6 protein-coding genes are annotated in these 12,367 nt (G+C 61.6%); 3 read left to right on the top strand and 3 right to left on the bottom strand.

Annotated features, from left to right (window positions below; all coding sequences use genetic code 11):
• Window positions 1–86: 86 nt before the first annotated feature.
• Window positions 87–980 carry a LysR family transcriptional regulator gene (locus CAG47_RS26270; protein WP_007972518.1) on the top strand — a complete coding sequence of 298 codons (894 nt, stop codon included), beginning with the start codon at window positions 87–89 and terminating at the stop codon, window positions 978–980.
• Window positions 981–984: 4 nt separating this feature from the next.
• Window positions 985–1,581, top strand: a complete 597-nt coding sequence (locus CAG47_RS26275) for a tRNA-uridine aminocarboxypropyltransferase (protein ID WP_085729070.1) — start codon at window positions 985–987, stop codon at window positions 1,579–1,581.
• Between the two features lie 138 nt (window positions 1,582–1,719).
• On the opposite strand, the gene CAG47_RS26280 is transcribed toward CAG47_RS26275, so the two are convergent.
• From CAG47_RS26280 to CAG47_RS26290, 3 genes are read right to left on the bottom strand one after another with little or no spacing between them, the layout of a single operon-like run.
• Complete coding sequence (locus CAG47_RS26280) at window positions 1,720–3,075, bottom strand: HlyD family type I secretion periplasmic adaptor subunit (RefSeq protein ID WP_085729072.1); 1,356 nt, start codon at window positions 3,073–3,075, stop codon at window positions 1,720–1,722.
• A gap of 9 nt (window positions 3,076–3,084) precedes the next feature.
• Window positions 3,085–5,244 (bottom strand): type I secretion system permease/ATPase, encoded by a 2,160-nt coding sequence (locus tag CAG47_RS26285; RefSeq protein ID WP_085729075.1) that lies wholly within the window; start codon window positions 5,242–5,244, stop codon window positions 3,085–3,087.
• A gap of 16 nt (window positions 5,245–5,260) precedes the next feature.
• A complete protein-coding gene (locus tag CAG47_RS26290) occupies window positions 5,261–6,619 on the bottom strand; it encodes a TolC family outer membrane protein (protein WP_085729082.1) in 1,359 nt (452 codons plus the stop codon).
• Window positions 6,620–7,206: 587 nt separating this feature from the next.
• Here CAG47_RS26290 and CAG47_RS26295 point away from each other — a divergent pair.
• Window positions 7,207–12,367: retention module-containing protein (locus tag CAG47_RS26295; protein ID WP_143515935.1), on the top strand; the 5,161-nt coding region annotated here is incomplete at its 3' end.

Below are 12,367 nucleotides of genomic sequence, written 5' to 3' on the forward strand. Positions count from 1 at the left end.
TATGCCCTCATCGCGAGCAGGCTCGCTCCCACAAGGTTCTCTATTGATTCGAGCACTACGCGTTACCCCGAGATTGGAGCTTTTCCATGGCCAACGCTTTACCCGACCTGAAACTATTGCGCATTTTCGTCAGCGTGGTGCGTCATCAGGGCTTCGCCAACGCCCAGCAGGAACTCAATCTCTCGACGTCGGCCATCAGCACCTACATGAGTCAGCTCGAAGCGGCCCTTGGCCTGGTGCTGTGCCATCGCGGTCGTGGCGGTTTCAGCCTGACCAGCAAGGGCGAGCTGTTCCATCAGGAAACCCTGCGTCTGTTGGGTGAGCTCGAAGGCTTCGAGCAGTACGCCGCCGCCCTCAAGGGCGAGTTGCGCGGTACCTTGAACCTCGGTGTGATCGACTCCACGGTCAGCGACAAGGCCCTGCCGTTCGCCGAAGCTATCGGTGCCTACAGCCAGGAACACCCGGCCGTGCACCTGCACCTGTCGGTGATGAGCCCTTACGAATTGCAACTCGGCGTGCAGGACAACCGTCTCGACCTGGCTATTGGCGCATTTTCCACGCGCATGAGCGGCCTGGTGTATATGCCGCTGTATCGTGAACAACACTGGTTGTATTGCAGCACGCGGCATCCGCTGTTCAACGAGCGGCGCATTCCCGAGCAAGTCATCACCCAGCAGCGCATGGTCGGTCGTGGCTATTGGAGCCAGGCCGAACTGGCGCGTCACGGCTTCAAGCACAGTGCCGCGACCGTGGAAAGTATGGAAGCGCAGTTGATTCTGGTGTTGTCTGGTGCCTACATCGGCTACCTGCCGGAGCATTACGCCCAGGCCTGGGCCGACAAGGGTGACTTGCGGGTGTTGCTGCCCGCGACCTTTGGTTATCAGGCACCGTTTTCGATGATCGTGCGTCGAGGTCGTAGCCGCGAGCCGCTGATCCAGACATTCCGCGACTTGCTTAAAGCCCAACTGAACCAGGCCTGAGAAGATGTCCAGAATCCAATGCCCGCGCTGCCTGCGCCCGCAAAGCCATTGCCTGTGCCCCTTGATCCCGAGCCTCGACAGCCGTACCCGCGTGTTGCTGCTGCAGCATCCGAGCGAAGTCAATCATGCGCTGAACACGGCGCGATTGGCGGCATTGGGCTTGAACAATGCCGAGTTGATTGTGGGTGAAGTGTTCGAGGATTTGCCAGCACTGCTGAATCAGCCGGGATATCAGGCACGCTTGTTGTTCCCGGGTGACGATGCGCAGCCGATGCAGGCTTGTGCCGCGACAGACGAACCCTTGTTGCTGGTCGTCCCGGACGGCACCTGGCGCAAGGCGCGCAAGTTGCTGCACCTCAATCCGCTGCTGGCGGCGTTGCCGAGGGTGACGCTGGCCGAAGGCGGTGTATCCCGTTACCGGTTGCGCAAGGCGCCGGGGCCGGGAGCATTGTCGACAGTGGAGGCGATTGTCCAGGCGCTGGAAACCCTCGAAGCCCCGACTTCGTTCGCGCCGTTGTTGAAGCCATTCGAAGCGTTGATCGAGGGGCAGATTGCGGCGATGGGGGAGGAGGTTTTTCAGCGTAACCATGGGCCGGATTAGTCGGTGTTTTTGATTGCGTCTTCGCGAGCAGGCTCGCTCCCACGGTTGATCGTTTTTTCCTGAAGGAACCCGGTCGAATGTGGGAGCGAGCCTGCTCGCGAAAGCGGTGGAACAATCACAAGAGATCTTGAACAGTCACTACCTTTCCCGCATCGCCTCGGTCCGCGCTTTCAACACCGGTTTAAGCAAGTAATCCAGCACCGTCTTCTCTCCGGTAATGATGTCCACCGTCGCCACCATCCCCGGGATGATCAGCAGGGGTTTGATGTCCCCGCCCAAGTGGTTTTTGTCAGTGCGCACCTGAATCAGATAAAAGCTGTTGCCCTTGTCGTCGGTGATGGTGTCGGCACCGATCAGTTCCAGTTTGGCGCTGAGGCCGCCATAGATCGTGTAGTCGTAGGCACTGAACTTGACCATGGCTTTCTGGCCAGGATGCAGGAATGCAACATCCTGCGGACGGACCTTGGCTTCGATCAGCAGGTTGTCTTCCAGCGGCACGATTTCCACCATGTCGCTGCCTGGCTGGACCACACCGCCGATGGTGTTGACCTTCAACACCTTGATGATGCCGTGTACCGGGGAGACCACGGTGGTACGGGTCACGCGGTCGTCGATGGCGATGCTCGATGCCGTTATTTTTGACAGGTCTGTACGTTTCTCATTCAGTTCTTTCGCCGCCTCGGAACGGAAGGTTTGTTCCGACTCATCGATCTTGCTCTTGATCTCGTTGATCGCCGCCTCCGCCCGGGGAATCGCCAGGGTAGTGGCATTCAGCGAGCCGCGAATCTCCACCGCGCTGCGTTTGAGGCGCAGGATTTCCACCGGTGACACGGCACCGGTGCCTACCAGTGGCGTGGACATGTTCATCTCTTGTTGCAGTAGCGCCAGGCTCGAACTGAACTGACCCTGTTTCGAGCGAAATTCCGCAAGTTCCTGGGTTTTTTGCCGAAGTTGCTCGGACAGTGTGCGCTGCTCGCTCGCGAGTCGACGTTGCCGCTGCTCGTACAGCGAACGTTCGTCTTCGGCCACTTGCGGGGCTTTGGCGATCACATCTTCTGACAGCGTGAAAGGCCGGCCCTCGGCTTCGGCCGAAAGCCGTTCGACCTGCGCGGTCAAGGCATAACGATCGGCTTCGCTTTCGCCCTTGTTCGACAGGTAGCGCGTGTCATCCAGGCGCAGCAGGGTGTCGCCCTTGTTCACCATTTGTCCTTCACGGACGAAAATTTCAGTGACGATGCCACCCTCAAGGTTCTGGATCACCTGGACCTTGCTCGACGGAATCGCCTTGCCTTCGCCCATGGTCACTTCCTGCAACACGGCGAACTTGGCCCAGACCAGTGCGCTGGCCAGCAGCGCGGCGGCCAGCCACACGGTGATTCGCGACCAGCGCGGTGAGTCCTGCAATGAGGCGCCGGCGGTTTCCGGCATGAACTCGGTTTCGGCACTTTTGTTGAAACTGTCGAAGTAGCCACGGGATCCCTGATCGGCAGACATGGGCGACTCCTAGACGGCCGCAGAGCCTACACGGCCCTTGCGCAGTGCATCGATGACCGCTTCTTTCGGACCGTCGGCGACGATCCGTCCGTTGTCCAGCACCACCAACCGGTCCACGAGGCTCAGCATCGAGGTGCGGTGGGTCACCAGCAGGATGGTTTTGCCCTGGACCCAGCCGTGAAGTTTTTGCCGCAGAACGTCTTCACTGCTGTTGTCCATGGCGCTGGTGGGCTCGTCCAGCAGCATGATCGGCGGGTCGAGCAGCATCGCCCGGGCCATCAGTACCGCCTGGCGCTGGCCGCCGGACAGTAACTGCCCGCGTTCGCCCACCGGCCGGTCGAAGCCGTGCGGGTGTTGCCGGGCCAGTTCGGTGACACCGGTCATTTCCGCCACTTCGAGCATGCGTGAGTCACTGATGTAGCGCGCGCCGAGAGTCAGGTTGTCGCGCAGGCTGCCGGCCAGCAGCGGCAGGTCGTGGGCAACGTAGCCGATTTGATGGCGCAGGTCGGCGACGTCCAGTTGGCGCAGGTCCAGGCCGTCAAGCAGCAACTGGCCTTCTTCCGGTTCATAGAATCCCATCACCAGGCGCGCCAGGGTGCTTTTGCCGGAGCCGCTGCGGCCGATGATGCCGACGCGCTCGCCGGGTTTCACACTGAAGCTGATGTTGGCCAGGGCGGGAGTGCTCTGGCCGTTGTAGTGGAAGTTCACGCCGACAACATCCAGTGCGCCTTGCAGTTGCGTGCGCTCCAATGGCCGTTGTTTGGTGTCGCGCTCCTGGGGCAGGCCCATCAGCGCGTCGGTGCTTTTCATGGTCAGTTGTGCTTGCTGGTAGCGGGTGATCAGGCCGGCGATCTGCCCCAGTGGCGCCAGTACCCGACTGCCGAGCATGTAGCTGGCTACCAGGGCACCGACGCTGAGGTTGCCGGCGATGATGCTGTAGACCCCGGCGACGATGGTCGCCATGCCGGAAAGTTGTTGGATGAATAGTGTACCGTTGGTGGCCAGGGCCGAGAGGTTGCGCGCATGGCTGTCGAGGCGGGTGAGAGCGCCGTGGGTGCTTTCCCATTTGTGCTGGCGTTCGCTTTCGGCGCTGCAAGCCTTGAGGGTTTCCAGGCCGCTGAGGGTTTCGATCAGCAGGGCCTGGCGTTCGGCGCCGAGGCTAAGGCTCTTTTGCACGGTGTCGCGCAGGCGCACCTGGATCACCATGGCGAAGATGATGGTGATTGGAAACGCGAGGATCGGGATCACCACGAGCCAGCCGCCGAGCAGGCCGATCACCAGCAGCATCAGCAGACAGAAGGGCAGGTCGATCAGGCTGGTGAGGGTCACGGCGGTGAGAAATTCCCGCAGCCCCTGGAAGTCATGAATGCTCTGGGCAAACCCGCCAATGGTCGCCGGACGCGCTTTCATCGACATGCCGGTGATGCGCTCGAACAGGGTGGCCGACAGGATCACGTCGGTTTTCTTGCCGGCGGTATCCAGCAAGTGCGCGCGCACCACCCGCAGCACCAATTCGAAAGCGGTGCCGATCAGCAGACCGATCGCCAGCACCCACAGGGTCGAAGTGGCCTGGTTCGGCACCACGCGGTCGTAGGTCTGCATCACGAACAGCGGCACCATCAGGCCCAGCAGGTTGATCAGCAAGCTCGCCAGAATTGCGTCGCTGTACAGCCATTTCGACAGCTTCAGCGTATCGCGAAACCATGCCTGCACCCGCGGTACCAGCGGCGAGCGCAAGTCTTCGAGTTCGTGGCGTGGCCGGGCAAACAGCGCCTGTCCACTGTAGTGTTCGGCCAGTTCCTCGGGGCTGAGCCATTGCTCGCCGCCGTCGGCTTCGCTGGGCAGGATAAGTACCTTGCCGTCTTCGCCATAACGGCGCAGGACGGCCGTACGGCCGTTGTTCAACAGCAGCAGTACGGGCAGGTTGAGCGCGGAAATGTCCTTGAGATCGCGACGCAGCATGCGCGCCTGCAAACCCGCACGGGCCGCTGCACGGGGCAGCAGGTCCAGGCTCAGGCGTTGGTGTGCCATGGGCAGCCCGGCACTCAGGCTGGCGCGACTGACCGTCGCGCCGTGGAGTTTGCAGAGGATCAATAGACCGTCCAGAAGCGGGTCATCGAAGCTCAGACGCGGATCGACACCGGTGTTGCCGGGTTCCATGCTGGTCATTGAACGCTCCCGCGCACTACTTCATTTCAGGCAGCCGCGCTTCGTTTTTCACTTCTGTCTGGGCGATGGCATCGGCGGGCAGTACGACCCGTTGCTTGCTCAGCAACTGGCCCATGTTCGCCAGTACACGGTACATCGAAAACTCTTCGGTGTAGCGCACCTCGGTGTAGCGACGGTTGGCGTTGTAGAGTTCGTTTTCACTGTCGAGCAAGTCAAGAAGGGTCCGTTGGCCGAGGCCGAACTGATCCTGATAGGCGATGCGCACGCGTTTGCTGGTCTCGGCGTATTCACGGGCGGTCGGGGTTTGTTTCTTGGCATTGACCATGGCGTTCCAGGCCAGGTGGATGTTTTCGTTCAACTGGCGCAGGGCGTTGTTACGAATGTCCATGGCCTGGTTGATCTTGTGCGCGTCGGAGGCCAGGCGCGCCTTGTCGCTGCCGCCACGGAACAGGTTGTAGTTCATCACCACGCCGACCCGCCATTCGTTGTCGTGGCCTTCGTCACCCTGCACGTTGTTGTTCGCACCCACGGCGGCCTCGGCGTCGAGGCGAGGGTAGAACGGCGACTTGGCGACTTCGTACTGGCTTTCGGCCGATTGCACGTCGGCCTGGGCGGATTTCAGGTAAGGGTTGTTTTCCACCATGCTTTGCTGGGCTTCGGGCAGAGAGGCAGGGACTTCGCCGCGAATTGACGGTGGGGTCTCGAGTTCATCGGGCATGCGCCCGACAACGGCGTAGAAGTTCGACTCGGCATCCGCCAGATCGACTTCGGCGGTGTCGAGGTTGTTTTCCGCCAGTGCCCGACGAGCGGTGGACTGGTCGGCATCGGCGTTGCTGCCTACACCGCGCTGGGTGCGCAGGCCGATCTGGTCGTTGACCCGCAAGTGCGCTTGCAGGTTGTTCTTGGCCAGTGTCACCAGTTCGCGACGCTTGAGCACTTCGAGGTAAACCTCGGTGGTGCGCAGGGCCAGATCCTGGGCCGTGCCCTGAGCGTAATAGGCACGCGAGTTGACCACGCCTTTGGTGCGATTGACTTCATTGGCGGTGTTGAACCCGTCAAAGAGCATTTGCCGAAGGCGCAATTCCGACTGGGTGTAGTTGAGGGTTTCGGTGTGGTGATTACCGAATGCCCGGGTATTGGTGTTATCGCTGTAGCCGCGCCCGTAGGCGGCGTTCAGATCGACCGATGGATAAAAGCCCCCTTTGGCGACCTTCACGTCTTCATCCGCCGACAGCCGGCTGTCCACCCGTGATGCCAGCTCCGGGTGGGTCGCGATGGTGCTCTGGATCGCTTCGGTCAGTGTCATGGCCTGAGCCTGGGACGAGCAGGCCATGGCCAAAAGAACCGCGCTGCAGAGGGGCGTTAATAGGCGCATGTACATCTCCCTGATTCCTGATGGTGCTTAGCCGTCGCCAATTATTTGACGGCATTTATAGGTAAAGTTGTTTCACATACTTAACAAAAGAGCTAAGAACATTCTGAAGCGTAGCTAAGAAATTTTTTTCATAACGGCTATGTCAAAAAAAACTTATGCGCTCTGCGAAATCCAGCACATTGTTCAATTCGAAAACCCTTGTTTTATGAGCTCTAGGGCGCTCTCCGGGGTTTGAGGAAAGTTCCAATCCACTTATCGACATAGAGCGGAGAAGTGCTGGAGGGGAGGGACGCGAATGACCTGAAAGGTGACGGTTTTCTGTCACTCGAGTGGTTCAGGATCGTTACGCATCGCTCACTGGCACGCTGTTGCGAACAGGGATCCAATGCCATTGATTGCAGAGGATTTTTCCCGAAATCGTAAACAGCGCCGTGAGCAACTGGCTGGGCGAGATCGTTGCCGGGACCACGGCTTACTCAAGTAAATCGGTACCCGGAACACGATTCGCCAGACAACCCGCTTGAGCCACGAGCGCGTTCTTCGCACAGACAAGGTGCCGACAATGGTTGGCAGCGGAGGAAGTGCACATGGCTACGCTCATCGGAATCGTCAGTAAGGTCATCGGCCAGGTGTTCGCGGTTGCAAGCGACGGCACCCGGCGCGTGCTGGTCGAGGGGGACAAGCTGTTCGCCGGCGACCAACTGAGCACCGGCGCCGAAGGCGCGGTCGCGGTGCATCTGCAAAATGGCCAGGAGTTGACCCTCGGGCGCGGCAGCAGCATGCAGATGACTCCGCAGTTGCTCGCCAATCAGATTCCCCATGTGAGCTCGTCCGAGGCGGTGACGCCAAGCGAAGCGCAGCTGACGGATGTCGAAAAGCTGCAGAAAGCCATCGCGGCGGGCGACGACCCGACCCAAACCGCTGAAGCCACCGCTGCAGGACCTTCCACGACAACCGGTGTACCGGGTGGAGTCCAGGGCAGTGGCCATAGTTTCGTCATGCTGGAAGAAGTAGGTGGGCGAGTCGATCCCACCATCGGCTTCCCTACTGCGGGTTTCAACGGCATTCCCGAGCTTCCCGAAGAACGGCTGGACGCTACCCCGAACAACAACGTTGTAGTGGCCGATACCCCTGTGGTGCCGCCAGTGACGCCGGAGGTGCCGAACAATCCCGTCACCTTTGTCGGCCTGTCGGAGCATAACGGCGAGCGGACCGTCAATGAAGCCAACCTGGCCGACGGTTCGGCGCGCAACGAAGTCTCGCTGACACGAAGCGGTACCTTCACCATCAATGCGCCCGACGGGCTCACCAGCCTCAGCATTGGCGGAATCAACGTGATCAGCGGCGGTGTGGCGGCAGGTTTTGCGCAGTCGATTACTACCCCTCTGGGCAGTACCTTGACCTTCACCGATTACAACCCGGTCACGGGCGTGGTCAGTTACAGCTATACCCTCAACCGTTCCGAAACCCACGCAAGCGGCGAGGGGGCCAATAGTCTCGCCGAACCCTTCACTGTGGTGGCCGTCGACAGAAATGGCGACAGCGCTACCGGTACGCTGGATATCAGCATCATCGACGACGTGCCGCAAGCAATCGATGACAACAATGGCACCGCCTCGGAAACCCGACTGACCCTTAACGGCAACGTGCTGAGCAATGACGTGCAGGGCGCCGACCGCGTGACCATCGGTGAAGGCACTGGTCCGATCACCCCCGGCACCTTCACCGGCACCTACGGCACCCTGGTACTCAATGCCAACGGCACCTACACCTACACCCTCAACACTAGCGATGCCGATTTCAAAGCCCTGCACGGCGGTGGCAATGGCACGGAAACCTTCACCTATACGCTGACGGACGCCGACGGCGACACCAGCACGGCCAACCTGGTGCTGCAGATCCACAACAACGATGACTCGATCACGGTGGGCGGTTTGAACGTCACCGGTGGCGAACTCACCGTCTTCGAGAAAAACCTCGGCGACGGCAGCGCACCGGATGCCACGGCGCTGACCCAGAACGGCACCTTCACCATCACCGCGCTGGACGGCGTGACGACCCTGACCGTGGGTGGCATCGCCGTGGTCACCGCTGGCGTGGCCGCCGGCTTCCCGCAGTCGATCACCACCCCGCTGGGCAGCACCCTGACCATCACCGGCTTCAACGCCGCGACGGGCGTGGTGAGCTACAGCTACACCCTCAACGACAACGAAGCGCACCCGACGGGCAACAACGCCAACACCTTGCCTGAGCAGTTCGCCGTGACCGTGGTCGATGACAACGGCAGCACCGCCACGGGTTCACTGGACGTGAACATCGTCGACGACGTGCCGCAAGCAATCGATGACAGCAATGGCACTGCCTCGGAAACCCAACTGACCCTCAACGGCAACGTGCTGAGCAACGACGTGCAGGGCGCCGACCGCGTAACCATCGGTGAAGGCACTGGCCCGATCACCCCCGGCACCTTCACCGGCACCTACGGCACCCTGGTACTGAATGCCAACGGCACCTACACCTACACCCTCAACACCAGCGATGCCGATTTCAAAGCCCTGCACGGCGGTGGCAATGGCACGGAAACCTTCACCTATACGCTGACGGACGCCGACGGCGACAGCCGCACGGCCAACCTGGTGCTGCAGATCCACAACAACGATGACCCGATCACGGTGGGCGGTTTGAACGTCACCGGCGGTGAACTCACCGTCTTCGAGAAAAACCTCGGCGACGGCAGCGCACCGGATGCCACAGCCCTGACCCAGAACGGCACCTTCACCGTCACCGCATTGGACGGCGTCACCAGCCTGACCGTGGGTGGCATCGCCGTGGTCACCGCTGGCGTGGCCGCCGGCTTCCCGCAGTCGATCACCACCCCGCTGGGCAGCACCCTGACCATCACCGGCTTCAACGCCGCGACCGGCGTGGTGAGCTACAGCTACACCCTCAACGACAACGAAGCGCACCCGACGGGCAACAACGCCAACAGCCTGCCAGAGCAGTTCGCCGTGACCGTGGTCGATGACAACGGCAGCACCGCCACCGGCTCGCTGGACGTGAACATCGTCGACGACGTGCCGCAAGCAATCGATGACAGCAATGGCACCGCCTCGGAAACCCAACTGATCCTCAACGGCAACGTGCTGAGCAACGATGTGCAAGGCGCCGACCGCGTAACCATCGGTGAAGGCACTGGCCCGATCACCCCCGGCACCTTCACCGGCACCTACGGCACCCTGGTGCTGAATGCCAACGGCACCTACACCTACACCCTCAACACCAGCGATGCCGATTTCAAAGCCCTGCACGGCGGTGGCAATGGCACCGAATCCTTCACCTACACCATCACCGACTCGGATGGCGACAGCCGCACGGCCAACCTGGTGCTGCAGATCCACAACAACGATGACCCGATCACGGTGGGCGGTTTGAACGTCACCGGTGGCGAACTCACCGTCTTCGAGAAAAACCTCGGCGACGGCAGCGCACCGGATGCCACGGCCCTGACCCAGAACGGCACCTTCACCATCACCGCGCTGGACGGCGTGACGACCCTGACCGTGGGTGGCATCGCCGTGGTCACCGCTGGCGTGGCCGCCGGCTTCCCGCAGTCGATCACCACCCCGCTGGGCAGCACCCTGACCATCACCGGCTTCAACGCCGCGACGGGCGTGGTGAGCTACAGCTACACCCTCAACGACAACGAAGCGCACCCGACGGGCAACAACGCCAACACCTTGCCTGAGCAGTTCGCCGTGACCGTGGTCGATGACAACGGCAGCACCGCCACCGGCAGCCTCGACGTGAACATCGTCGACGACGTGCCGCAAGCAATCGATGACAGCAATGGCACCGCCTCGGAAACCCAACTGATCCTCAACGGCAACGTGCTGAGCAACGATGTGCAAGGCGCCGACCGCGTGACCATTGGCGAAGGCACTGGCCCGATCACCCCCGGCACCTTCACCGGTACCTACGGCACCCTGGTGCTGAATGCCAACGGCACCTACGTCTACACGCTGAACACCAGCGATGCCGACTTCAAAGCCCTGCACGGCGGTGGCAATGGCACCGAATCCTTCACCTACACCATCACCGACTCGGATGGCGACAGCCGCACCGCCAACCTGGTGCTGCAGATCCACAACAACGATGACCCGATCACGGTGGGCGGTTTGAACGTCACCGGCGGTGAACTCACCGTCTTCGAGAAAAACCTCGGCGACGGCAGCGCACCGGATGCCACGGCCCTGACCCAGAACGGCACCTTCACCATCACCGCGCTGGACGGCGTGACGACCCTGACCGTGGGTGGCATTGCCGTGGTCACCGCTGGCGTGGCGGCGGGCTTCCCGCAGTCGATCACCACGCCGCTGGGCAGCACCCTGACCATCACCGGTTTCAACGCCGCGACCGGCGTGGTGAGCTACAGCTACACCCTCAACGACAACGAAGCGCACCCGACGGGCAACAACGCCAACAGCCTGCCAGAGCAGTTCGCCGTGACCGTGGTCGATGACAACGGCAGCACCGCCACCGGCAGCCTCGACGTGAACATCGTCGACGACGTGCCGCAAGCAATCGATGACAGCAATGGCACTGCCTCGGAAACCCAACTGACCCTCAACGGCAACGTGCTGAGCAACGACGTGCAAGGTGCCGACCGCGTGACCATCGGTGAAGGCACCGGTCCGATCACCCCCGGCACCTTCACCGGTACCTACGGCACCCTGGTACTGAATGCCAACGGCACCTACGTCTACACGCTGAACACCAGCGATGCCGATTTCAAAGCCCTGCACGGCGGTGGCAATGGCACGGAAACCTTCACCTATACGCTGACGGACGCCGACGGCGACAGCCGCACGGCCAACCTGGTGCTGCAGATCCACAACAACGATGACCCGATCACGGTGGGCGGTTTGAACGTCACCGGTGGCGAACTCACCGTCCTCGAGAAAAACCTCAGCGACGGCAGCGCACCGGATGCCACGGCCCTGACCCAGAACGGCACCTTCACCGTCACTGCCCTCGATGGTGTCACCAGCCTGACCGTGGGCGGTATCGCCGTGGTCACCGCTGGCGTGGCGGCGGGCTTCCCGCAGTCGATCACCACGCCGCTGGGCAGCACCCTGACCATCACCGGCTTCAACGCCGCGACCGGCGTGGTGAGCTACAGCTACACCCTCAACGACAACGAAGCGCACCCGACTGGGAACAACGCCAACACCCTGCCTGAACAGTTCGCCGTGACCGTGGTCGATGACAACGGCAGCACCGCCACCGGCTCGCTGGACGTGAACATCGTCGACGACGTGCCGCAAGCAATCGATGACAGCAATGGCATCGCCTCGGAAACCCAACTGATCCTCAACGGCAACGTGCTGAGCAACGACGTGCAGGGCGCCGACCGCGTGACCATCGGTGAAGGCACTGGTCCGATCACCCCGGGCACCTTCACCGGCACCTACGGCACCCTGGTGCTGAACGCCAACGGCACCTACGTCTACACGCTGAACACCAGCGATGCCGACTTCAAGGCGTTGCACGGCGGTGGCAATGGCACCGAAACCTTCACCTACACCATCACCGATTCGGACGGTGACAGCAGCACCGCCTACCTGGAACTGCAGGTCCACAACAACGACGATCCGGTGGTCCTCACCGGCCTCAACGTGTATGGCGGCGAGCTGACGGTCTACGAAAAAAACCTCAGCGACGGCAGCAATCCCAACGCACCGGCCCTGA

The sequence above is a fragment of the Pseudomonas sp. R37(2017) genome, from assembly GCF_002113375.1.
Lineage (GTDB): Bacteria > Pseudomonadota > Gammaproteobacteria > Pseudomonadales > Pseudomonadaceae > Aquipseudomonas.

Bases quoted from the DNA above. Each gene is read 5' to 3' on its own strand.
- CAG47_RS26270 (WP_007972518.1), top strand. From the start codon at position 87: ATGGCCAACGCTTTACCCGACCTGAAACTATTGCGCATTTTCGTCAGC.
- CAG47_RS26275 (WP_085729070.1), top strand. From the start codon at position 985: ATGTCCAGAATCCAATGCCCGCGCTGCCTGCGCCCGCAAAGCCATTGC.
- CAG47_RS26280 (WP_085729072.1), bottom strand. From the start codon at position 3,075: ATGTCTGCCGATCAGGGATCCCGTGGCTACTTCGACAGTTTCAACAAA.
- CAG47_RS26285 (WP_085729075.1), bottom strand. From the start codon at position 5,244: ATGACCAGCATGGAACCCGGCAACACCGGTGTCGATCCGCGTCTGAGC.
- CAG47_RS26290 (WP_085729082.1), bottom strand. From the start codon at position 6,619: ATGCGCCTATTAACGCCCCTCTGCAGCGCGGTTCTTTTGGCCATGGCC.